Source organism: Nocardia sp. bgisy118, from assembly GCF_057708605.1.
In genome coordinates this window covers 141270-164701 of record NZ_JBYISM010000016.1, presented here as the reverse complement: position 1 = coordinate 164701, position 23432 = coordinate 141270, and the positions used below count along the sequence as shown (strand labels likewise).

Sequence of the window (23432 nt, the reverse complement as noted above, 5' to 3'; positions counted from 1 at the left end):
CGAAAAGCGTTAGGCACAATCAGGTTTCAGTCGGTCGGTTCGCAGCGAATCCTTTCGGGGTGTCGTGGTCATATCTCGGTGCCGAGATCGGTCGCGAGGCGAGGCTCGTATGAGTCGGCGGGATAGTCGAGCTCACCGGCCCCGGCGGTGTCGCCGACGGGCAGCGCGGCGTCGCCGCCGCCATCGGGCAGCGCGGCCTCGATCGCGGTGGTGATGGCGGTGCGGTCGGCGGTGAGGTCGTCGATCACACCGCTGTCGGACAATGCGGCGTCGACGAAGCGCGCGCGCAGCGAGGCGCTGGCGGCGTCGATCATCTGCTGCGGCGTCGGCGGCGAGGTGTGCGCGCCAGCGGTGGGGGTGGCGGTAGCGGACTCGGCGGGAAGGTAGGGCGGGATCGCCAGATCCGGGCTGGCGATGGCGTAGGCGTTCCATTCGGCGACCACACTGAGCTCTTCGTGGGTTTCGACATACAGGGCATGGCCGCGGCGCGCGCCTTCGGCACCAGCGCCCCAGAGGGTTTCGGCTTCGGCTGGGGTGATCTCGGCGGCGTGGGCCAGTGCGGTGACGCGTTGGTGGCGCAGCTGCATGTTGTCGGCGAAGCGTTGTTCGGCGATCGGGTTGGCGCCGAAGCTCCACCGGCCGGTGGCTATACGGTCCGAGCGCGCGGCGGACAGGCTGGCCATGCGTTCCAGATGCCACAAATCCAGTCCGAGCATGTCGACATACATCTCCTGGGCGGCATTGTCGCGCGCGGGTGCGTGGCGAGTGGCGGACCGGATGGGTGGGTGGGCATCGCGGGTGCCGAGTTCGCGGATGTCTTCGACCCAGGTGGGATCGAGCCCCGCGCTCAGCGCGGTCTGTTCGGCCTGCTCGCGCTCGGCTTCGAGGGTGTCCAGGTGTGCTAGGTAGGCGGCGCGGTGCTCTTCGTTGAGCGCGGGGTCCTCGGTGGTCTCGTAGCCCGCGTTGCGGACACGGGTGTGTTCGGCGGCCAGCATCCGGATCCGCAACAAAAGCTGGGCTTGCCAGCCGACCACAGTGTCCGGGGGTGAGGAATCGGGGGTGGTCATCGCCGCGTCCTTCAGAGCTCGTAGCCGGGCTCTGGACCGGAATCGGTTGTCCGGTGGTCTGTTTCAGCACCGGCTTCGCTGACCCAATCCCGGCCCGAGTCATCGGGGAGTGCAGCCCCGACCGCTGACCCGATCTCCGCGGTAGTAGTCGACATCGTGGGATCGATCGTGGAGATCGCTTCGGTCGCGCGATGGATCAGCACATGCGGGGTCGGTGGTGCGAGGTCGAGCTCGGCGTGGGTTTGGTGAGCGAAGACGAGGTGATCACTGCCCCGGCGGGCTTGCTGTTCGATTCCGGGCCAGGCGTAGGTGCGCCACCGCTCGTGCAGTTCGGCGTCGTCGTAGCCCCGCACCACCCCTGCCAGGTGCTGCCACCCCGCCCGGTCACGCTCCCACAACTGGCTGCCCTCCTCGGCGGTCAAACCGATCACGTGGGCGGTGGTGTTGGCGCGCGCCCACAACGCGACCATGTTCGCGTCGAACTGCGCGTCGGCCCCGGCATCACGTGCCACCCGGCCGTCGAACCCGCGCAGCCGGTGCTCCACGCTGATCACGGCCATGTGCTCGAGCTGCCACACATCCGAGGCGATTCCATCGACCATGTGGCGAACCGGGTCCTCGCCGTGCCGCAGCGTGGGCACGGCATGGGAAACCTCGTCCCATTGCAGGCCCCGCTGCCCCGCCGCCTGCGCCTCGGCGATCGCCGTGGCAGGCACCCCGACGGCGGTAGCGTGGATCTCGATCTCGCCGCGGTCGGCCTCCAACGCCCGCAGATGCGCCCGCCAGCTTTGGATCGGGATATCCCCCTCGCCGTAATGCGGGTGATATTCCGGATGCCCCTGCATCAGCACCTGAGCGTGAACGGCGGAGAGGTTCTGGATGCGTTCGAGCAACCGCACCTTCCAGCCCGGTAATCGTTCCAGCTCCGGTAGTGGTTGATTCACGTCGTTTGCCTTTCCATGTAAAGCGTTGGTGTGCAGTAGTTTTCGAGCTACGAGGACCGGCTATAGCCCTCGCCCGGCGTCGAGCTCACGTGGTGGATGTGCGGGTTCCACCGCCTCCTCGGCGAGGTCGGATTTCCCTGGCAGAGCTGTGAGTCCGGCGGCGTCGATCGCGGCGTTGATCGCCGTTGCGGTCTCGTGGTCGCGGCCCGGGTCGGTGACGGTCAGCCGCCGGGCGTCCGGGGTGTGTTCGCTGAGCGCGGTGGCAGCGAGCTCAACCATGCGGTCCGGGGAGATCGGCATCTGGGCGGCGGAATCTTCGTTGGTGATTCCAGCCCATTGCAGGACCAGGACCGGCGCGGCCACCACGGGAAACTCCATGCCCGCCACCTGATTCCAGCGCCTCACCAGTTCCTGGTCGGGATAGTCGCGTACCTGCGCGGCGACGACCGTGGACCATTGCTGGCGCCCGCGCTGCCAGACCTGATGGCGTTCCTCCTGGCTCAGCGTCAAGGCGTGGGAGACCGCGCCGAGGCGCTGCCAAGTCATACCCATGACCCGCCGAAATTCCGCAACCGGACCACCGCCCAGGTCGCCCCGGCTGATGTAGGCGGCATGGACACCGGCCATGTCCTGCAACCCGTGCGTTTCCCGGGAAAGCGCGGCGATCAGCGTGTGGCGCGGCACGTGCCCGGAGCCGAGCATCACCTGTCCCGGCTGCCACAGCACCCCGCGTTGCCCGGCGGCGCGGGCGTAGTCGATCCACGCCTTGGGTGCCCCGATCGCGACCGCGGTGGTTTCGAGTTGTTCACCGGAGCGCTCACCGATGTCGAGGGTGCGCAGCATCTCGGGCGACGTATCCGACTGGCTGGCGGTGCGAGCCCGCACCCGCAGCTGCTGGTTGTCGTTGGCGAGGTTCTGGATCGCTTTGAGCAGATGCGCCTGTAACGGAGTCGGAGCGTCCATCACCGGCACCCGCCCAGCCGCAGCGCAACCGTCGGTGTGTTCATCGCTCGACCCCCGCGTCCGGCACGGGCCCCAGCGGGATCTCGACCGGATCGAATTCGATGTCCACGTCGATGACCGCGTCGTAGTCCACACCGGTCAACCCCGCGGCCTCGACGGCTGCCTCGATGCGCGAGCCGTCGAGGGCCCCGGTGTCGAGAACCTCGGCGTCGACTACGACGTCGCCGGTGTCGTGCTCGAGCTGCGTGGCGAAGCTCAGCTGTTCGGTCAGCCCGGCAACATCATCGAGCGCCCCCCGCCATGGCCCGGCCTGCTCCCACTCGGCCGCGAGGTCGGCCAGAGCCTCGAAGTCGTCGACATCGAGACCGGCGTCCTCGGCAAGCCGCGCCCGGTAGGCGGCCGCGTCCTGCTGATGCTGATCCGACAGACCCTCGGCCGTCTGAGCGTTGGCGAACGCCGCCGCCGAACCCATCGCGGCCCCGGCATCACCCTGCTCGGTCAGCGAGTCGGCGAAACCAGCCGCGCGGCGACGGATGTCGATGAGCAGCTGCTTGTACTCGACCTCCAGCTCATGCACCTCGACCGCGCGGGCTTCCCGGTTGACGTAGCCGTCGACCTGATGCTTGTGGAGCTTCTTTTTCTGCTTGCGTTCCAACCTCCCCGCCGCATTGCGACGGGCCAGGTCTTCATCGGCCCGCTCGATCTGGCGTTCCTTGTGCTTCTTGTCCAGCTCGTACAACTGTCCGCCACGCCAGGTCCGGGCACGGACTTCCTCAACCCTGGCGGAATTCAATGCCCGTTCCTGGTCGGCCGACTCGATGGAATCTCGCACGCGGATCCAGTGCTCGAGAGCGGAGCGTTGTTCCTTGGCCTCGGCATCGTGCATGCGTTGAACATGTTCGGCCTTCGACCGGGATTCCCCACCGCGCCCGCGCATCAGCGCAGCGGTGGTGTGCGCGGTCTGCAACGCTTGAACAAAACCCTGGCGAACAACCTGGCTGCTTTCTTCGACCGGATCCCCGCTCATTGGGGCACCATCCCTTCTGCAGCCCGAACAGTTAGGGTTGTTACCTCTCGGTTCCGGTGGGTGCATGGCCAGCGTCGCGTGCCATCCGATGGCCAGCGTGAGTATTGCCAGCCCCACCGGGCCGAGGGCCATAGACCGGCGTCAGGGACATGCCCCGCAGAGGGCCGATCAATGAGCTTCCGGCGGCGGCCCTCGATTCCGACGAGGTGGTTCATCGACCTCGAAGGAGTGCAACCTTGGCGTTCGTCGGCTGGGACTGGGGCTGCAGTGCCCACGAAGTGTCCGTACTCGACTCCGAAGGCGGATGCATCGACCGATTCGCGGTGGCCCACACCGAAGACGGCATCGCCGAGGCGTTGCGGCGGCTGGGCACTCACGGTGCGGCGACGGATCTCGCGGTGATCATCGAAACCACTCGCGGGCTCGTGGTCGACCGGCTGCTCGCCGCCGGTCACTCGGTGATTCCGGTGCACCCCAACGCTTTTCATGCTGCCCGACCGCGTTGGGGCGCGGCGCGCGCCAAGAACGACCCCGGCGACGCGTTCAAACTCGCCGACTATCTGCGCACCGACGCCCATCGACTGCCCGCCCTGGCGCCGACGCTGCCGCAAACCCTCGAGTTGCAGGCATTGACCCGGTTGCGCGCCGATGTTCTCGAACAACGCATTACCGCGGTCAATCAGCTCACCGCCCTGCTCGACATGCACTGGCCGGGCGCGAACACGATCTTCGCCAAACTCAACTCCGACATCGCCACAGCGTTCCTGCGCCGCTACCCCAACCCCGAATCCGCGTCCCGGCTCACCGCTGCCCAGCTCGACAGGTTCTGCCGTCGCCACAGCTACAGCGGCCGCCGCAGCGGCACCGAACTCCTCGCCCGGCTGCGCTCGGCACCCACCCCCGCCAGCCGGCTCAGCCAAACCGTGATCGCTCAGCTCACCAGCACCCAAACCGAAGTCATGGCCTCGCTCCAACAGCGCCTCGACGAACTCGACATCCTCATCCGTGACGCCGTCACCGCCCACCCATACGCGGCGCTGCTGGCCAGTCTGCCGCGCGTCGGAGTGCTCAACCTCGCCCAGATCATCGGCGAGGTCGGCCCGATCCTCGAACGCGTCACCAGCTTCGACCAACTCGCCGCCGAAACAGGGCTCGCGCCAGTCACCCGAGCCTCCGGCAAAGTCCATACCGTCGCTTTCCGACACGCCACCAACCACCGCGCCCGACAAGCCCTGATCACCTGGATCGACAACAGCCGCAGGGCCAGCCCCTGGGCCGATCAGCGATACACCGCCGCCCGCAACCGCGGTCAACGACACCCCCACGCCATCTGCACCCTCGGCCGCGCCTGGCTGCGCATCATCTGGGCCTGCTGGCGCACCAAAACCAGCTACGACCCAACCCTGCGAGAACCACTCCCACAACAACGCGCCGCATAGGGGTTGACTCAGGGAACTCACGCCCGCACCTGCAGTCCTGTCAGCAGCCACGCCGAGCTCGCGCTGACCCGCCACGCGTGGGCGTAGACGGCGAACACGATCCGCGCCTGGCCGGCCGGTTCGACCGACACGGCCAGGACCCGATCGGCGGTGGTGGCGGTGTCGGGCCCGTGATCGTCCTCTGAGACCCGCACGCTGGTAGTGAGCTCGGTGTCATCACGCTGCCATGCCTGGAATTGCTCGGCGGTGATCGGCGCCCACACCAGCGCCGAAGGTTCGGCCTGGTCGGCGAACCGCGGGTCCATCAGCGGATACGCGGCGCGGAACGCACCGCGCTGGTCGGCGTGCTCACGCGAGCGGTAGCCGAAGATCGTGCTCACCGCAGCGGTCAGGACCGCCTCGGCCTGGCACGGATCCAGCTCGTGGAAAGGCGGGGCGAACCGATCGGCGCGGCATTGGTACGGGGTGGGCGCCGTGGTGTCGGGAGTGGTGGACGAGCACCCCGCCAAGCTGGAGAGCACCACGGCCGCCGTGATGACGAGAATTGTTCTGCTCATGCCGGTTCCTGGGACTCGAGCAGCCCGCCCAGATCGGTACCGCACCAGTCGATGAAGGTGGGGCGGGTGCATTGTTCGGCGGCGGGGTGGTGCACCGGATCGGTGGTCACCTCCAGCACCAGCGCGGCGGCGACCGCGGCCTCGTGCAGCTTGATCAGTTCCACCCCGCGGCTGCGGGCTAGGACCAGGTGCAGGGTGGCGGCTTCGGCACCCCATTGGCAGCGGGCTTGCCCCGCGAGCCAAATCGCTTGCCGTGCCGAGGCTTCCGCAGCGGCAACGCCGGTAGCAACCGGGTAGTCGGGCGCAAAGCGGTCATGCCAGATGACTCGGCCGTCGGCCCGGCAGATGGTGAAGGCATCCATGGTGGCCGCCGACCACAACATCAGCTGCGGCCCGCGCCGCGCCATGGCCACCAGTCGGCGGTGCACGCTGCGCCGCGCGGCCTCGACCTGGCGCAATCCTTCGTAGTCGATCCCCGCGACATCGTGTAACGCGGTCACGAACCGCTCGAAGCTGGCGGAGTCGGTGAAGCCGTGTTGGATCGCGATCTGGTCGAATTGCCGCTTCCTGGTAAGCTTTCGCAGGTCGGCGACGCGCACGCGCACGACCTTCTCCGGCGTGATTCGGCTACCGGCGACTGATCTCGATACGCGGTGGGTGTTCATGTGCGACCTCCTGGGAGGCTGGTGTCGGGATTCGAGTAGCGGCGCACGTCGATGTGCTCGCCGTCCCACGCCGACAGCGGGGTGAGGGTGACCGTTTGCCCGGACTGCGGGGCGTGCAGCAGCAGGTCGCGACCCTGGTCGTCGCGGCCGTAGTAGATGCCGACGTGATGGGAATCGGCGTCGCCTCGGGCGGTGAAGAAGATCAGGTCCCCCGGCGCCCGCTCGGCGAACGGAATCACTTGCGCGGTGGGGTGGTCTTGCTGGGCTTGGGTGTAGTGCGGCAACCGAATACGCCCACCCGAGGCGTGGTAGACCGCATACAAGGTCAGCCCGGAGCAGTCGAATCCGCCGCCGGTCGGGCCGTTCACATCGCCGCCGCCCCACACATACGGGGTGCCCATCCAGCGGGACGCGTGCTCGATCACCGCGCGCCCAAACTCGCTCGCCTCGCCGGGCAGGGGTGTGCCGGAGCCGTTCGGCCCGCATCCCGCCGCCGGTGCCCCGGCTGGGGTTCGGGGCATCGAGGCCGGGTCGATGTCGGCGAACAACGCATACAACCGGCGCGCCAGCTCCAACTGTCCGCTGTAGGCGTTCGGTGCCGACCGTTCGATCTCCTGGGCGAGCTCGGCCGGGGACATCGCACCTGCCCGAGTTCCGAGGGCTTCGGCGCGGTCGTAGAACCAGTTGATCTGATAGACCGGATCCATCAGCATCGCGATGCCGACCGATCCCCAGACGCTGGCGCGCATCTGGTGCGGGCCGACCGAGTCGTGGTCGAAGCCCAAACCGTCGTTGGCGTAGTTCAACGACTCCGGCACCGCCGGGTTGGCGAGATTGCGGAAGCTGGATTCGGTGGCCTGGGCGGCCAGCTCGGCGATGATCACCGGCTCGGGCATCCCACGCTGGCGGCCGATCGCCACCCCGTTGCGGGCCAGCTGCAACTGCCGCTCTGACAGTCCTTCCACCGTCTGCCCGGTCGGACCACTCACCCCGGCTGCGCCCTCGGAGACCGGGGGTGTCGCGCAGGTCAAGGAAGGGTCGGCGCCGACGGCAATGAGTAACAACAGCAGCAGTACCGCGGGTAGGCCGAGGGCGGTGGCGATCACCGCGCGCGAGGAAGTGTCCATGGGCACTCATCACCTGCTCGCCTCACCGGCGGTGGGGAGGTTGTCGAAGCGACGGTTGGTGTTGTGCACATCCGCCTCGCGCTCGCTCGGAGTGAACACCATCCGGAACGCGATCCCGGGCTCGTTCGCCTCCCCGGTCTTGAGCAGGAAACATCCTGTGCCGGGCGGTGTTTCACGCCGTGAGGGGTCGAGGTCGTCGTCGCTGGGCGGCCGCGGCGCGGCCCAGGAGGTGACGAGCAGTTTTTCTGTGTCGGTGATGCCCACCGCGCTGCGGATGCGGTTGATCTCCTCCGGCCCAACCGGCCCGATCAACTTCGCGCGCGCCCGTTCGAAGAAGCCCACCGCTTTGGCTTGCGCCGCCGGGGAATCGAAGGCTGCGAGGTCTTTGATCGTGTGGCTACACATGATCAACCCGGTGCCGAGCGTGCGGTTGAGTCTGGTCAACGCGTCGACGCGATCGACCATGAAATGCCCCACCCCGAGCACGCGCCAGATTTCGTCCATGACGACTTCGAACGTGCGCGGCGGGGCGAGCCCGGCGTCGGCGAGTGCGTGGGCGGCGGCGACCGCGCCGAATCCTTCGCTCCAGCAGACCATCAGCACCGCGGCCAGCAGTTTGGTGTCGCCCTCGGGAATGCGGGAGACATCGACGCACACCGCCGGGCTGGACAAATTCAGTCGGGTGGTGGTGGGGCCGTTAAAGATCGCTCCGAATGGCCCTTCCACCAAGGCACGCAGAGAACGCCGCAGGGTCTTCGTGCTGGCCCGGTAGGTGGCATCGTCGTCTTCCTCGGCGAACTGGCGCAGCTGCTCACCACCGCCGGAGATGACCTCAAGCAGGTCCGACAGCAGCGGCGGATTGTCGTAGCTGAAACCGCTTGCGGGGCTGTAGAGTTCGCGAAGCCCTGCGGCGATCAGGACTTCTTCGTAGTCGGCGACCCGCGACCCGCGCACTAGCTCGATGAGTCCGGCGACGATGTTGACCTGCCCGGCTTCGACCCGCGCGGTGACCTGGCGGCGTTGATCGGGGTCCGTGAGCCGCTGCACGACCGCGCCGAGGGCTCCGACGTCGAGCGGGTTGAGGGTGCCGTGCCCATACCCGACATCGACGACCTGACCACCGAGGCGTTCGACGAGGTCGCGGTAGTCGGGTTTGGTGTCGCCCATGCACAGCACCGTCTCCCCGGCCGCGACCGCACCGGTCACCATCCGCCGGATCAGGCTGGATTTGCCGAATCCGTTGAGCGCCAACACGAATGCGATCGGCGCGGTGATGAAGCCTTTGAGAAACCAGGACATCGGGTCGAAATGCACCGGGGCGCCGGTGATGTAGTGCGCACCGACCGGTGTGCCGACTGTGGGGGCGCTGGCGCCTACACTGAACGGCCACAATCCGGCGACTTGGACGGTGGTGGCCCGCCACTCCGGGGTGGCCGCGACGACGGCGGCGCGGCCACCACCGAGCCCGCGATATCCGCGGTCGGTCAGGGTAGCCAGCGATCGGTCGAAGCCATCGCCGCCGATATCTTCCGCGCGGCGCGCGGCGGTGACGCGCCGATGATCATCGCTCGACATCGCCAGCCGCGCCCGCCAACCACGCAGACCGGGCCGGGCGGTCGCGGCCTCGACCGCGGCACGCGCCTGGGAACTGAGCACACGCACGCCCGCGACGGTCTCGGTACGCGCCGGTCGTGCGGATCGGGACGGCTTGGGACTCATGCCGACACCCGCTTGGAGATCGAGGTGTGCTCGGGCAGGATCAACCCGATCCCGAGCGAGGCGGCGAAGGCGGCGGCTTGACTGCCGTAGCAGCGACGCACCGCCAACCGCGAGGCCGCGGCCATGCCCTTGACCGAGGCTTCGATCCCGGGCAGATCCCCATCGAGGTGATCGGTCACCGTCACCAGCACCCCGAACCGCGTCAATCCGGCGCCGCGGGCTTGCTCCTCACGCGCGGCTTGGGTGTTGGCGACCCGGATACGCGCCGAGGCCGTCGAGATACCGCGTTCGGTCTGCTCCGCGGCGACAGCATCGCGGAAATCGGAGTCCACGAGGCTGGTGGCCTCGGCCGCCGAGTGCAGCCGGTAGATGATCGCGACCCGCTTGCGCGGGATGTCCGCGCGCGGGCGCAGCAGCTCTTCGAGCACGGTTTCCATCACCGCCCCACGCGGAGCGGCGTCCATCTCCCAGGTGATCGAGCGCGCGCCGTCGTGCAGGTAGTGGTCCCACCGATCCTGATGGGCGACGGGCCCGACCGAGTCCCACGACTGGCTGCCGGTAATGTCCGCGCCCGCGGCTTCCACATCGCGTTGCGCGGCCAGGTCGTAGCGAGTGCGCACCAACCCCAGCACTTCCCACGCCTGCAACGGGGTCGCCGGAAGCCCGGCGCGGGCGAGCTGGGACAGGACTCCCTGCAGGCGTTGCCCGATCTCGCGGGCCTGCTCGGCTTCATCGCGACGAATGCGGCCCTTGCCAATCGCGCGGTAGGTGATCGCGATACGTGCTTCGATCCGCACTCCGACCCCGCCGAGGTCGGCGGCGGCTTCCCGCATCACCGCCTGCGCATACGCCGGGGCATCCGGACGGACCAGGCGCGCGACCTCACGCGCTTGCTTGAGCCGGGTCTCGACGGTGTTCTCCAGCACCGCGGTCACCGCCACCACTTCCCCGCCACGGCTCTGCGTGGCCAGGAACTGGCCGTACCCTTCGATCCAGGCATCGATCTGGGCCTGGTCGACGAGCTCCTTACCGCGCGGGATCACCCGCAGCACGACCGTGTAGTGGTCGCTGCGGCGGATGTGGATCATCGCGAACCGCTTCCCACCCGCGGTCTCGTACTCACTGAGCCGCGAATCAGCCAGCAGCCCAGGAAGTTTCGCGACACCGGGGATTCTGGAGAACCGACCGCTGCGGTAGACGTGCTCGCCCCGGGTTTGGGCGGCGGCGAATTGCATGCGCAGCAACACGATTTCCCAGCCACTGCGGCCGTTGCGGGTGATCGCCAATGGCGTGAACACCACCGCCGCGACCGCGATCATCCCACCCGCCACAGTCAGGGATCGGGTGAGCATGAACGCCACCATCACCATGACGATCAACGCCAGCCCGAGCATCGACACACCCCAGGTGAGGCCGAAGAACCCGGCCGATCGGGGCCGTTCCCACCGGCCGTACATGCGTGCGGTCATCGCCGCACCTCCCCCGGGCCGAGGGCGTCCGGATCCCACCCGGCCTCGCTGGCATCACGCACCTGGCTATCGATGGCGGACACACCCTGCTGCGCGAGACCCGCACCGATCTGCGCCCCCATCACCGCCGCACCAGCCGGGCCCGCACCAGCGGCGCCAGCTACCGCGCCACCGCCACCACGAGCAGTTGCACCTGCCGACTTCGCCGCACCGTCGTTTGGGCGCACTCCGCCTCCTCCACCGCCGGTGGGGCCGGGCCCAGGGCCGCTGGAGCCGCCGCCGGCGCTGACACCCGCCGAACCACCACCACCCCCGGCAGACATCGAGCGTCCCCCGCCACCACCAGACGATCCGGACGGGCTGTTCGGTGGTGATCCGTTGGGCGCGTTCTCGCCTTCGCTGACCTTGCGTCCCTCCGAACGTCCACCGATCGAAGCCATCGCCACACCGGCCGCGCCACCGGCCAGCACTGCCGTCGCGCCGCCACCACCGCCGAGTGTCGCGACCGCGGGGGCAACCAGTCGGATCAGAGCGGGCAGGACGACCACGCTCATCACCAGCAGAATCAACCCCAGCAGCACCAGCTGCGGGTCGCGTTGATCCTCGTTGCCGATCACCGCGAACGCGATCGCGTACACCAGCGCACCGACCGGTTTCCACAGCACGAACGCCAGCGACCACGCCAACAGCCGCTTGTAGGCCTGCGACCCAGGACCGGTTCCGGATGCGGCAGCGGCCATCGGGATCACCGCGACGACCACGATCAGCAGCGCTTGCCGGATCACCAGCATCACCAGCTGGATCAGCATGCTGATGGCGCCCAGGACCGCTACCAGAAGCAAAATTCCCGTCCCCAGCCCAGAACGGGTTTCGCCGTCGAAATCGGTCAGCCGGTTGACCGCGCCTGCCCAATCTCCGCTGCTGGAGTCGAAGATCACCCATTGCGCGAACGCATCGCCCGCCCGTGTCCCGGCGGCGATCACCGCCGCGAAGGTCATCGACGCGAACACCGCTCGCGCCAGCATCAAGAAGCTCTCCTGCGCCTCACCGGCCACGCCGCCGCGCTTGGCCAACGCCAGGCGCGCCGCGGCGAACATGATCCCTGCCGTGAGTAACACCACCTGCAGACCGCTGGTGTAGTCGCGAATCGCAGACAGCGCCGCGCCAGGCTCGCCCTGCGCGCCTGCCAATTCCGGAGCCGGGATCGTGGTCCACCACGTCATCGCCAGCCGGAGTCCGCTAGCGAAGCCGTCGAGCATCGTGTCCGCCAGGTCGTCGAGTACCGAGCTCGCGGCCTCGGTGGCGGTTTGCTGGAGTTCTTGGCAGGCTTGTCGTGGTCCGAGGGGCAAGTCGCAGAGGTTGGGTCCGGGTAGCTGTGTTCGCCAGCTTTCGGCGCCGTGGGTGGTGTAGGCGAGGGTGCGGTGGGTCATGGCTGTGCCTTCCATGACCCGAATCCCGTCAAGGTTGCTGCCGAGGTCCCTGGTCCCCAGAGGGTTTCGATGTTGTCGGGGACACGGACGCGCCAGTCGCCGTCGATCCAGGTCATCGGCCAGGTCGCGACCGTGTAGCCGATGTCGTCGCGGGTGGCGAACTGCACGACGGCGAGGTCGTCGGCGTAGCCGGGTTGGATTCGCACGCCGTCGGGGACCACGACGTAGCGGGCCGCGCCGATGGTGCGCCGGGAGCGGGCGAATCGGTCCAGCAGGGGTTGGCCGCCGCCGTAGTAGCGTTCACGCACCACCTGCTGCCAGACGCCTTCCGGCGCGGATAGGGCTCGTGCCATCGCGTCGAAGGCGGCCAGCGCTGCGCCTTGTGGTGTGCGCGCGAACGCGATCGCGACGCCGTCGTAGACCGCGGTGGGGCCGTCGCTACTCGAGAATGGCAATGCCGCACCGCCCCACCCGCGCTGCCACTGGATCCGCGCCGGCGGCGCGCTCAGGTAGTTGGGGCGTGCCGGGTCGGGCCGGGCAGTGAAGTCTTGGGGCAGAACAACACCGGTCTCAGTTGCGGGGGTTTCGAGGCGGTTGCCGAACAGGTCGGTGCTCGGCGGCAGCAGCGCGGTCGTCGGCGGCGGTTCGGGGTAGGTGCGTTCGGTGGGGCCGTGTCCGGGATCGGCTGGGAGGTCGCGAGGCTGGTCGTCGCGGGTGATGGTGACCACGAACGCGGCGATCACGACGACGCTGATGCTGACGAGCAGGATGATCAGTAGGCGTTGGGATTTCATGTCGGCGGCTCCTCATCGAGGCGTGAACGTGACCATGTCGGCCGGTGCTCCCGGGACAGTGGTGACTGGGCTGGTGGTGGCGTCATCGGGCAGTCGCAGCCGCCAGTCCTCGCGCTGCCACAGCACTTGGGTGCTGTTGCGGGTCAGCGAGTTGTCCGGATGCAGGCTGTAGATTTCGACATCGGTGGAGTCGAGGGCGTAGCGGGTTATCTGGTAGCCCAGGATCTTCGGTGCGCCCTCGGCGATGGGGGTGGTGATCGAGATCTGGGCTCGTGCGGTGGCCCAGGCATCGCGGCCTGGCCCGGAAGCGAGCATCTGCTGACCGACCGCGGCCCATTGGCTGTCGGTGGCGATCGACATCCGCACCGTCGCGTGGATCGCCGCCAGCGCCGCACCGGCCGGGGACCGGTCAAACCCACCCGCCACCGGCCCTTCGGTGCGGCGCGGGCCTTGATCGGCGACCGGCAACTCGATGCCTTGGAAGGGCCGCCACGCCATCCCCGTCGGAGGTGTCGCGATCGCGACCGACGAAGGTGTCGGGGTCGACGAGATGGTGTCCTCGCTGGTGCAGGCGAGGAGCCCGGCGGCGGCGATGGGCCCGGTGAAGGCCAGCACGGCGATGACGCCGAGACGGTGGGGGCGGGTGGTGTTCACAATTCTCCTGGTAGGCAAGTCAGTTGGGAAGCACAGCGAGGGCGATCGAACTGGCGGCACCGAGTAAGGCCGCGCCGAGCAGCGCGCCGAGGAGTCCTTCGACGCCTTCTTCGCGGTAGCTGCGGATCGCGAGCAGCCCCGCGACCCAGACCGCGCGGCCGATGCACAGCAGCAGCACCAGCCACGCCAGCCAGCCCAGCAGCTGCGTCAACGGCGAAAGGACCTGCGCGGGAAGTGGTTCGGCGATCACCACGACGCCCTCCCGTGCTGGTGGTCGCGGTAGGCGACTTCGAGTGCGGCGATGATCGGCTCGGCGGCTCGGGCGGGGTCGGCGTGCGGAAGGGAGTGCCCGGCACCGGGAATGGTGTCGTAGTCGGCCCACAGACGTTCGGCCAACGCCTCTGCGCGCCGCGGTGCGATGATCGGATCGGATCGCCCGGCCAAGACCCACGTCGGGATACGGCGCACGATGCTGACCACCTCGGCGGTGAACGGGGTGAGATCGGAAGTCAACAGCGCCGCACCGAGGGCATCAATTCCTGCCGTGCTCGTCTCGACGCGGCTGCGGCGGAGAGGACCATGGTGGCTGGGTGGGTCGTAGAGGTGGCGGGTCAGCTCGGCGAGCAGGAGATGTTCGCGTCGTGGAGACCCGCGCGAAGCCAGGCTGTCCACCAGTGTGGTGACGTCGCGGAGGTCCGGCCACGGGTTGAGCAGGACCAGTCCCGCCAATGCGGCAGCCTGGCGCGGATAGTGCTGAGTCCAGGCGTTCACCAGGAGCGATCCGGCCGAGTGCGCGACTAGGATCACCGCACCATGGGCGAGGGTCAGGATCGTGTCAAGGTCCTCGACCAGCACCGGCAAGACCGAACGGGCTTCAGTCTTGTCGTAGAGGTGGCGTTGCGGGCGCGAGTAGACGATCTGGGTGATGCCGCCGCCGAGGCGAGCGTGCAGGTGGCCGGTCAGCGACGTCCAGTAGGTGGAGTCGGTGAGCAGTCCGGGAATGTAGACCACGCTCGCCGGGGACCAGACCGGCCCCAGACGTGTCGCCGACAACGAGATCCCGTCCGAGACAGCCACGTTCACCTGCTCGGCCTCTACGCGTGTGGCCGGTCCGGGTGAGCCGATCGCTACGGGGGCAGAGCTCTGGCCGGGGCTGGGTGTTCCGTACCGCGCGGCTGTATATAGGTGGGGATGGTTCCGGTTGGCGGGCATGGGTTATGCGCCTCCGGTGACGACGGCGTTCATGATCCCGCCAGCGCCGGTGGCGATGATGCCGCCGACCAGTGCTCCGAGGATGATCTTGGGAGATTCGACCGCTCCGCCGTGGAAGCGTTCCCACCCGAATTTCCCGCCCGCGTAGATCAGCGAGGCGATCCCGGCGAGCATGACCAGCCAAGACAGGTAGTTGACCAGGTTGAGCAGCTGTGGAGCCCCCGGCGGTTCGGTGGGGGTGATCCTGATTTCCTGCGCGAGGACGGTCAGCGTCTCGCCGACCGCGGAGGCGGTGGTCATGACGGTTGCTCCAAATCAGGTTGTGCCGCAGCAGTTGTGCGGTTGGCGACCAGGTGGGTGATGATTTGCGTGCCTGCGGTGTGCACGTCGGCGGGGACTGCTTCGCTCAGCAGAGCGTGCCGACGCCTGCGAGGCGGTGGGTCGAAGGGGATGTACTGCGCCAGCTCGCCCAGTTCCCGCACGACCAACTCGTCGTGCCAGCCGATCTCGTAGACCGTCTCCGCCAGCTCGGCGACGACACCGCGGTAGCGGCGCACCGCGGCGGGAACCTTCCCGGGCCGCGCCGCCGACAGCACCAAGCCGAGGACGGTGACTCCGTCGGGGGCCAGCCCGGCATGCCATTCCCGAAGCCGCTCGGCGGCCGCGGTCAGCCCCGGCATGCACAGTCGCGCCGCAACCAGGACTCGCTGGGTGGTCGCGGGTGAGGCGGGCCAGGCCAGGCCGGTGTCGGCAGCGGGAGCCCACCATCGCGCCAGAGTCGAGGTCCCGGCCCCACCGTGGGCGCCGAGCACCGCGAACAACGGCGGATGCGCTCCGGTGGTGGGCAGCGGCTCCTCACGGACCGGCGCTCTGCGCTCGGCCGCGGGTGCGGTGATCGTGTCGGGATCGAAGCGACGGTCCGCGCCGAGTTGCGGAGCGTGGTCGCCGGCGGTGTGCAGATGCAGCGGTGCGGCCACGGTTCAGCCCCGCTTCTGGATGTTGGAAATCACCGTGGCGCCGTCTGGGTTGTGGCCGAGGTTGATCAGTTGCAGGTAATCGATGCGCTGCCCGTCCGGATGCAGCTCCACCAGATGCACATCGGCCGCACCGTCGGCGATCGGGGTGATCGCCACGCAGTGGACGGTGCCCGGCGGGATGGAGGCGATACCGGCGGCCAATGCCTCGGGAATGATCCCGACTTCCGGTGCGATCAGCCGCAGCGCGGCCTCGGCGTTACGCTGCACGTAGTAGGCGTGCTCGAACGCCGCGATCACCCCCGCCGGACTGTGGATGTCCCCTGGACCGTCGGTGACGATCTGACCGGACAGACCCGCACACGCCCCGGCCGCAGCCGATGTAGTGGTGGTCGGGGGGCTCGCGGTCAGCGTCGGGATCACCGCTGGCGTGTAATCGCGGTCGGCGATCGAAACGATCCCGGCGACCACGAGCACCGCGGCGACACCGAGCGCGGTGAGCAGGATCAGCCATACACGCCGCGGCAGCCGCGGCAACCAGGTGCTGCGGACACCGGTGCGGGCAGCAGGCGCAGCGGTGGGTGGGTGTGCCACCCACCGCCACTCGCTTGCGCCACCGGCGGGGTGCTCTGTGCTGTCGTCGGTGGGAACTGCCTGGAGGACAGCCGGTTCGGTGCGTTCGATCCATCCCGAGCCGTGCTGGGGAGAGATGTCGGGTTGCGGGTGTGGGGTGTGGATGTCGGCCATGGCTGGTGGTCACCTCCTCGGCGTTCGGTGTTCGGGTGGATCGGTGGGGCCCTTCGGGCGGAAGTGCCGGGGTAATCAGCGCTCACGGGCCCGAGACAGCTGATCGGTCTTCCGCCCGAAGGGGTTCAGGGCGGCCCGCCGTGCGGGGTGGACGTCGCCGCGGGCGCGCTGCTAGTCGAGTGGGATGGTGTGGACGTGGTGAGGCGGGGAAGCGGCTTCGGCGTGGCGGCACCCGAACCCCCGGTTGTGGCAGCGAGGTCGCGCGCTGCGGCGGTGAACCAGTCCGCTGTCACCGCGAAGGTCGAGCGGCCCTGCGGTGTGGCCGGGACACTGCGGTAGGAGCCGTGGCGGCCGGTGGTGTCGCTGTACTGGGCTGAGGCGGACAGCGTGTAGAGCTCACCGGGGTCGGTGATCGTGGAGGTGATCGCGGTGAACGCGTCGTTGACCCAGCGGCTGGCTGTCTGCGGCGGCACCAACTCCACCACCGCGCCCGCAAGTTTCGCGCCCAGCGCCGCGACCGCCGCCCACGGATTGGCCAAACCAACCGTGGCCAGCTCCGCGACCGTGGCAGGGGTGAACACTCTCTGCGCCACCGAGATCACGGCGTTCAGGCCGATGCTGCCGATTCTGAACAGCGCGGCCAACGCTTCGTGCGGCCCGGGTGGTGTGGAATTCGGTTGGGAGGCTTGAGCGATGCGCTCACCGAGCGTTTTTTCTGGTTGGTAGGACAGTTGGTCCAAGCTCGTGCCGGTCAGGTCCTCGTTGACCACACCGACCGCAGTGGTGTAGACGGTTGCCGAAAGTGACTGCACGACAGTGGAAATCGCCGCAATTGGGTCGCGCAGGTCGGATCGAGCGGCGATGTTGGCGACTGTTGTCACCAGCGGTGAGCCGGTCGGGGTGTCGCAGGTGGCATCGCCGGGAACGCACAGGTCGGCGACCCGGCCGGTCAACGCGCCGTAGTTCTGCGGCGGTGCGGCGGTGATCCCCGCCCCTGCTAGGGCGGGGTTGGTGAGCGTGATCGCCGAGACCTTCTCCCCCGCCATGCCGGGCGCCGCGGATGGTGTGGTCGATCCGGATCCAGGCAGCACCGCAGTGCTCGCTGCTCGGTCGGGGTTGGCCAGCAACGCGATCGCCGCGACTTGGTCCGCGCTGACCCTCGCGGTACCGGTGCCGACGTGGTGGGCGAAAGTCGATACAGCGGGTGCGCCGTGGGCGTAGCCGGCGGCGGCGATCTTGGTAGTCGGGCAGCGGGTGAGGACTTCGCTGGCCATCTGCTCGAGCTGTTCCGCCGCCGCGGTGATCGCTTCGTCGTACGGCGGCTGGGCACGGCCGGATTCGCGGCCGTAGGGGACGTAGGCCCGTTGGACGAGCTCTCCTGCCGCAGCAGCCATCGGCCCGAAGACCTGCCCCAACGCACCAGAGTCGCTGGTGGACGCGACACCTGGCGAGGACTCTTGCCCGCCCTGGACGCCCAGGACATACAGGGAGGGGCAGGTTTTGCCCATCGGCACATCCGGGTCGGCGTGGACGTTGCCGAGGACCGTTGTCGAGATCGCAGCAGAGCTCACCACCACCGCCAGAACACGGCGTAGTCGCCTGGTCGCGGGTTGGAAGTTTCTGCAGTACACGGTGATTACCTCGATCTCGATCGGGTTGCCTGCCCGCACCCTCAGCGAGGGGTCTTCGGGTGCGGGCAGGCGATTCAGGTGGTCTGCGGAGCCGAGCGGCTGGCGGGGCGGCGAAGCAGGTAGCTGGCCAATCGGGCGATGGCCTCACCTGCTCCGGCCTGGGCGGCGCCACGGTGCGCGGTGGGGTATTCACGCCAGGACAGGTCCACGCCGAGGGCGCGGTATTCGGTGAACAGCCCTCGGCCCATGCCGACGGGGATGAGGGTGTCTTCGGTGCCGTGATAGAGGTGCACCGGCGCCAACGGTGTTGCGCGGGCGCAGGTTTCGTTGCCGAGCACATACCGCCAGATCGGATCCGACCACGGATCCGGTCGCTCACACCAACGCCCCAGCGGCACGTCGCGATAGGTGGCCAGCAGCGCAGCCAGGCTCATATCGCTGGCGATGCGGGCCGTCTCCTCGCCGTCGTCGGTGAGGATATGAGCGGCTGGCAGATGCGCGTACGCGCGCCCGAGTCCGATGAGCCCGGCCAACGCCAGCCCCGCCCACGCCCCACCGTCGAGCCCGAGCACCAAGGCCCCGGGATCGGCGACGACCGCGCCCGCCGCGACACCACGCAGATCCAGGTCGGAGGCGTAGGTGGGATGTTGTTCGGCCGCCCACACCGCCGCCCGCCCGCCGTCGGCGTACCCCCACACGACCAGCGGCACATCGACCGCGTCGAGTTCGGGCAGCAGGCGCACCGCACGGGCGAGGTCGAGCACCGCGTGCGCGGCGGCGCGCCCGGCCAGGAACTGGTGTGGCCCCAATCGGGTCATCCCGAGGCCGAGCCCGTCAGGTATCGCGACCGTCCACCCGCGCGCCAGGGCCGCGCTGATGAACACCGCTTCGGGTTCGGTGCCGTCGGCCAGCAGGCGCGAGGGTGCGCAGCCACCGCCGAGACCGTGAAACGACGGGCAGTACACCAGGATTGGGCGGGGACCGGTCCGTTCGGCGCTCGCGGGGGCGATGACGGTGCCGGAGGCGGGGATGGGTGCGGAGAAACCCGTGCGGGTGGCGTAGACGAGCTGCCAAGCTCGTCCGGCTTCGTCCAGGTCAGTCAGTTCGATGCTGCGGCGGCGCAGGAGGTCGCCGGGACGGGGGTCGAAGCCGATCTGGCTGCCAGTGAAGAAGTCGTCGACCTCGGTCGCTGGAAGGGGTTCGGGTCGTTCGGTCATCAGCGGGTTCCTGCGATGTCGTGAGCGGCGGCGACCATCCAGGCGACCCCGGAGTTGAGTTGTCCGGTCAGGGCGTAGCCGTTGTGGCGGGCGACGGTGTCGGCGTAGCGCAGCCAGATCGCTGGATTGACGAGGTCGGCGTTGTCGGCGACCAGCTGCCCCCACGCCGCACCGAGTTGTCCGGCGAGCTTCGGTAGCAACCCGAGCGGGTTCGCGGAGACGGTGGCGGTGATCTCGGTCCACCGCGCCGCCGCCGCACCGATGTCCTCGGGCGTGGGTGCGGGGATGCGGGGGTCGGCGGCGTCGATCAGCCGTCCGGCCAGCGGCAGCTGCGGGGCGTAGTCGACGTTGCTACCGCCGACTTGGAAGTCGTTGAGTATCACCGTGGTCCACGCATCACCCAGGGTGGCGTGGAACAGGGCGTTGAGGGAGCCGATCGCGGCGAGCGGGTCGCGCAGGTCGGCTTGGGCGGCGATCTCAGCGCCCACGCGCAGCAGCGCGGCACGGTCCGGCGCCGAGCAGGCCAGGTCACCGTCGGTGCAGATGTCGGCCACCCGCCCGGTCAGCGCGCCGTAGCTGGTCGCCCCGTCAGCGATACCGCCACCCGCGGCGGGCGGGTTGGTGATCTGCACCGCCGACACCGCGACCCCGCTGGTCCCCGGTACAGGGTCGGGCACCGTCTGGCCAGGGCGACCCGGAAAGATCGGAGCACCAATCGCGCGGTCGGCGTGCGCGTACAACGCAATCCCGGCAATCCGGTCGGGTTCGACCGGACCAGCTCCGGCACCGACATCGGCAGCGAAGGACGACATCGCTTGCGCACCTTGGGAATAGCCAATGCCGGCGATCATCGTGGCGGGGCATTGCTCGGCGATCTCGGAGACGGCGGCATCCAACTGGGCGCGCGCATCAGTCACCGACGCCACATACGGGTCCGGCCCGCCGCCGGGGACCGCGCCGCCGAATCCAGCGCCGTAGGGGATGTAGCTGCGCTGCACCAAACCGGGCGCGGCGTTCAGGACCGGGGCGATCAGCGCACCGACGACACCGGTGTCGGCCAGCGGATCCGCAGTCGGCGAGGACTGACCGGTGCCTTGAATTCCCAGCACGTAGAGCGCCGCGCAGCCCGGCCCAATAGACACCGCCGAGGCATTGCCACTTCCGGTGGTCGCGGCGGACAGGCCGACGGCGGCCGTCACCGCGGCGGCAGCCGCAGCAGTGCGTGCGCGGGCGTTGGTCGAGGTGTTCATGGCTGACCAACCCCCACTCCGGCACCGAAACCCGCCCCGACGGTGCCACCAGCGACCGCACCGACGGCCGCGGCCGGAACACCGACCACCACGGCACCGGCCGCGGCACCGGCGGCGGCACCGAGCGCGGTCCCGGCCACACCTGAAGTGACGGTGCCGATCACGGGTACTGGGACGAGGGTGCCGAGCGCGGCTCCGGCGATACCGCCGATGGTGCCGCCGATCAGACCGCCGACGACCGCGCCGGCGGTGCCGACGGGTACCCCGGCCAGCGTCGCGCCTGCCGCGCCGCCGATCCCGGCACCGGCCAGGGTGGCGCCGCTGACCCGGTCCGAGCGCCCCGCCGGGATGCCGATCGAGTCCAGTGCGGTCGCGACCTGCGCCTCGGCACCCGCAGCGGCGTCGTTGATGACCTCCGCGCAGTGCGGGGGGACCCATTCCGGGCGTGGGGTCTGCCACTGCCCGATGCGGATCGTGTTCTCCGGCGCTTCGATCGGCGCGACCGGCGCCACCGGCGCGGGCAGATGCAGCTCCTCGAACCGGATCGGCTCGACCGGCACCTCCGGCGGCGGGGCCGGGCGTGAGGGGGATTCGTTGCGGACCTGCGGCGGCTGGGAGTAATACACCGGCGGCGGCGGCGGTTGCGGCGCGGGCTCCGGGTCGGGTACTGGAGGTGCGGGTGGCGCCGGGGGCGGGGTCGTGCCGGGCTGTGCGGGCCCGGTCACCCCGGGCTGGTCGGCGATCACCGCTGGGGTGTCGGTGGCGGCGCTGGCCGCTCCGGCCGCGGCGATCACCATGGCCAGCGGAACCGTGCCGGCCAGCAGCACGCGACTGGCACTAAGCTTTCTGGATTTTGGCATGCGAAATAGACACTTTTCATCATGGGGGAGGAATTGGGGTTTTTGAATCGGTGAATGCGCGGAGGCGGCGCGGGATTCGCGGCTCCCAGAGGCGACTTTGCCTCTGGGAGAACGCTTCTCAGGACGTGCTCGTCAGATGAAGGGCAGGGCGAGCGCCAACGCCTGCGCTGCCACGGCCAGGCCGTTCGACAGCACTGACAGACCGGCGTTCACCCAACCGAGAATCACGAAGGGGTCCAAGACTGTTTCCTTTCAAGTGGTTCGGACTTGCCTTTCCATCAAAACCACGAAAGGTGTTGAAGCGCTAGGATTCTGGCGTACCGAATTTCCGGTACGCTTCCCGCCGGCATACTCATACACGTCGTATCCAGGCTGTTTGCCGATGATTTGACGATCTAACCGTCGTACCGAATTTCCGGTACAGCCCTTGGCGCAACCCGCGGAACCGGTAGGGCGGGCATGCTCAACGTGCGTCTGAGCCAGCTATTGCTGGGCGGACCACGGGTCGGAAAACCCTTGCCGGGGCGTTACCTGGTCTGGTAGGAACGAAGCATCATCCCGGGGGTAACTCTTCATCGTATCGCTACCAGTCCTGCAACGGAAGACAATTGGAGAAGGGGGGAACTGGCATGAGTCAGAATCCCGCACGCCGATCACCAAGAATCAGAAGACTCAGATCGCAGGTCGCCATCCCGACCTTCGGCAGCACCTGCCGACTGATCCGCGAGGATCTGGGGCTCTCGCTCACCAGGGCCTCCCCTCAACTCGATATCGCCCGCTCCACCCTCACCGACGTCGAAAACGGCTTTCTACCAACCCTCGATACCGTCAACCAGATCATCGCTGGCTACAAAGTCGACCCCTTGATGGCGCGGCACCTGCGCGAACTTCTGGCGCCTGCCGAAGATCTCCCTTCGACCGACTACCTACGCCAGTGCGTGCGCGAGAAGACGGCCGCGGTCGATCATCTGTGCGACCTCGATGAACGCGGCGTCTTGGCCGCTTACCTCGATCCGCTGTGGAACCTGTTGGCCTGCAACGACTCCTTCCGAGCCGCGGTGCCAGGACAGCACGAAACCGATCTGATCCCCGCATGGCTGTTCAGCCCGCCAGCGAGAAACTACTTCCTCGACTGGCCCGGCGAGGCCACCCACACGGTCGCCTCCCACAAGACCATCCTCGGCCGATACCGCGACTCCGAGCAAGCCCAGCGCTTCGTCCAGATCCTGGGACAGATCCCGGAGTTCGTCGACTTGTGGACCTCGAGCATCCGCATCGCATACGGCCGCAACACCGCCGACCTACTGCACATGCGCGACCGCGCAACCGGTGACCCCGCGTCCTACAGCCTCAGCATCTCCAACGTCACGCAAACCGAGCACGTCTTGCTGGTCACCGCGATACGTAAGCCCTACTCCGGACCGGCGTTACACCACCCCGTGACATCTTCGCGACACGCCGACGCGACACGCCCATAGCCTTCGGATCCACCATCCGAACCACACACGTCTCGAGCCGACAATCCCGACCCCGCCGCCACCGTCGGCGCCCGACTAGACCGCCCCAAGGCTATCTAGTGGCACACTCCATTCACAAGCTCGGCTTCGCATCCGAACCGGACCAACACTCATAGCCCGGACTTAAACGATGCGATTTGCTAACCAACGCCACGGAATCGAACATATT

Annotated in this window: 23 protein-coding genes; 2 read left to right on the top strand and 21 right to left on the bottom strand. The window is 68.5% G+C overall.

From position 1 onward, the window contains the following. Positions 1-68: 68 nt before the first annotated feature. Genes AC3EO7_RS20790 through AC3EO7_RS20775 form a run of 4 tightly spaced genes read right to left on the bottom strand, consistent with a single transcriptional unit; the run spans position 69 to position 4133 of the window. On the bottom strand, positions 69-1067 hold the full coding sequence (locus tag AC3EO7_RS20790; RefSeq protein WP_435592145.1) for a hypothetical protein: 999 nt from the start codon (positions 1065-1067) through the stop codon (positions 69-71). Between the two features lie 11 nt (positions 1068-1078). Continuing rightward, positions 1079-2011 (bottom strand): hypothetical protein, encoded by a 933-nt coding sequence (locus AC3EO7_RS20785; protein ID WP_435592144.1) that lies wholly within the window; start codon positions 2009-2011, stop codon positions 1079-1081. A gap of 60 nt (positions 2012-2071) precedes the next feature. Then, entirely contained in the window at positions 2072-2974 is a 903-nt protein-coding gene (locus AC3EO7_RS20780; protein ID WP_435592143.1) for a hypothetical protein, read from the bottom strand. A gap of 40 nt (positions 2975-3014) precedes the next feature. Then, positions 3015-4133: a coiled-coil domain-containing protein gene (locus AC3EO7_RS20775; protein WP_435592142.1), complete on the bottom strand. Its 1119-nt coding sequence runs from the start codon at positions 4131-4133 to the stop codon at positions 3015-3017. Positions 4134-4237: 104 nt separating this feature from the next. Here AC3EO7_RS20775 and AC3EO7_RS20770 point away from each other — a divergent pair, with 104 nt between their 5' ends. Next, entirely contained in the window at positions 4238-5440 is a 1203-nt protein-coding gene (locus AC3EO7_RS20770; protein WP_435592141.1) for an IS110 family RNA-guided transposase, read from the top strand. A gap of 17 nt (positions 5441-5457) precedes the next feature. Here AC3EO7_RS20770 and AC3EO7_RS20765 read toward each other — a convergent pair whose 3' ends face one another. From AC3EO7_RS20765 to AC3EO7_RS20685, 17 genes are all read right to left on the bottom strand, one after another. Further along, positions 5458-5997 (bottom strand): hypothetical protein, encoded by a 540-nt coding sequence (locus AC3EO7_RS20765; protein ID WP_435592140.1) that lies wholly within the window; start codon positions 5995-5997, stop codon positions 5458-5460. Then, the gene (locus AC3EO7_RS20760) at positions 5994-6596 is read right to left on the bottom strand and encodes a hypothetical protein (RefSeq protein WP_435592139.1); all 603 of its coding nucleotides are present in this window, start codon (positions 6594-6596) and stop codon (positions 5994-5996) included. Before AC3EO7_RS20760 ends, AC3EO7_RS20765 begins: the two co-directional genes overlap by 4 nt. A 62-nt stretch (positions 6597-6658) precedes the next feature. Then, on the bottom strand, positions 6659-7789 hold the full coding sequence (locus tag AC3EO7_RS20755) for a C40 family peptidase (protein WP_435592138.1): 1131 nt from the start codon (positions 7787-7789) through the stop codon (positions 6659-6661). 9 nt (positions 7790-7798) lie between these two features. Next, complete coding sequence (locus tag AC3EO7_RS20750; protein WP_435592137.1) at positions 7799-9508, bottom strand: hypothetical protein; 1710 nt, start codon at positions 9506-9508, stop codon at positions 7799-7801. Next, positions 9505-10977: an SCO6880 family protein gene (locus AC3EO7_RS20745; protein ID WP_435592136.1), complete on the bottom strand. Its 1473-nt coding sequence runs from the start codon at positions 10975-10977 to the stop codon at positions 9505-9507. Before AC3EO7_RS20745 ends, AC3EO7_RS20750 begins: the two co-directional genes overlap by 4 nt. Next, a complete protein-coding gene (locus tag AC3EO7_RS20740) occupies positions 10974-12422 on the bottom strand; it encodes a TrbL/VirB6 family protein (protein ID WP_435592135.1) in 1449 nt (482 codons plus the stop codon). The genes AC3EO7_RS20745 and AC3EO7_RS20740 overlap by 4 nt, the downstream gene beginning before the upstream one ends. Further along, complete coding sequence (locus AC3EO7_RS20735) at positions 12404-13201, bottom strand: DUF8175 domain-containg protein (RefSeq protein WP_435592134.1); 798 nt, start codon at positions 13199-13201, stop codon at positions 12404-12406. The genes AC3EO7_RS20740 and AC3EO7_RS20735 overlap by 19 nt, the downstream gene beginning before the upstream one ends. A gap of 12 nt (positions 13202-13213) precedes the next feature. Then, a complete protein-coding gene (locus AC3EO7_RS20730) occupies positions 13214-13855 on the bottom strand; it encodes a DUF8175 domain-containg protein (protein WP_435592133.1) in 642 nt (213 codons plus the stop codon). A 19-nt stretch (positions 13856-13874) separates the two neighbouring features. Then, positions 13875-14108, bottom strand: coding sequence for a hypothetical protein (locus tag AC3EO7_RS20725; RefSeq protein WP_435592132.1), 234 nt, complete (start codon positions 14106-14108; stop codon positions 13875-13877). Then, positions 14102-14932, bottom strand: coding sequence for an alpha/beta fold hydrolase (locus tag AC3EO7_RS20720; protein WP_435592131.1), 831 nt, complete (start codon positions 14930-14932; stop codon positions 14102-14104). The genes AC3EO7_RS20725 and AC3EO7_RS20720 overlap by 7 nt, the downstream gene beginning before the upstream one ends. 138 nt (positions 14933-15070) lie before the next feature. Next, the gene (locus tag AC3EO7_RS20715) at positions 15071-15367 is read right to left on the bottom strand and encodes a hypothetical protein (RefSeq protein ID WP_435592130.1); all 297 of its coding nucleotides are present in this window, start codon (positions 15365-15367) and stop codon (positions 15071-15073) included. Then, the gene (locus AC3EO7_RS20710; protein ID WP_435592129.1) at positions 15364-16044 is read right to left on the bottom strand and encodes a CpaE/TadZ family protein; all 681 of its coding nucleotides are present in this window, start codon (positions 16042-16044) and stop codon (positions 15364-15366) included. Before AC3EO7_RS20710 ends, AC3EO7_RS20715 begins: the two co-directional genes overlap by 4 nt. Before the next feature lie 3 nt (positions 16045-16047). Further along, positions 16048-16788 (bottom strand): DUF8176 domain-containing protein, encoded by a 741-nt coding sequence (locus tag AC3EO7_RS20705; protein ID WP_435592128.1) that lies wholly within the window; start codon positions 16786-16788, stop codon positions 16048-16050. 125 nt (positions 16789-16913) lie between these two features. Beyond that, positions 16914-18419 (bottom strand): cutinase family protein, encoded by a 1506-nt coding sequence (locus AC3EO7_RS20700; protein WP_435592127.1) that lies wholly within the window; start codon positions 18417-18419, stop codon positions 16914-16916. 74 nt (positions 18420-18493) lie between these two features. Continuing rightward, a complete protein-coding gene (locus AC3EO7_RS20695; protein ID WP_435592126.1) occupies positions 18494-19636 on the bottom strand; it encodes a lipase family protein in 1143 nt (380 codons plus the stop codon). Next, positions 19636-20886, bottom strand: coding sequence for a cutinase family protein (locus AC3EO7_RS20690; RefSeq protein WP_435592125.1), 1251 nt, complete (start codon positions 20884-20886; stop codon positions 19636-19638). Before AC3EO7_RS20690 ends, AC3EO7_RS20695 begins: the two co-directional genes overlap by 1 nt. Continuing rightward, positions 20883-21713 carry a hypothetical protein gene (locus AC3EO7_RS20685; protein WP_435592124.1) on the bottom strand — a complete coding sequence of 277 codons (831 nt, stop codon included), beginning with the start codon at positions 21711-21713 and terminating at the stop codon, positions 20883-20885. Before AC3EO7_RS20685 ends, AC3EO7_RS20690 begins: the two co-directional genes overlap by 4 nt. 662 nt (positions 21714-22375) lie before the next feature. On the opposite strand from AC3EO7_RS20685, the gene AC3EO7_RS20680 reads away from it, so the two are divergent. Next, positions 22376-23224, top strand: coding sequence for a helix-turn-helix domain-containing protein (locus AC3EO7_RS20680; protein ID WP_435592123.1), 849 nt, complete (start codon positions 22376-22378; stop codon positions 23222-23224). The last annotated feature ends 208 nt before the right edge of the window (positions 23225-23432 follow it).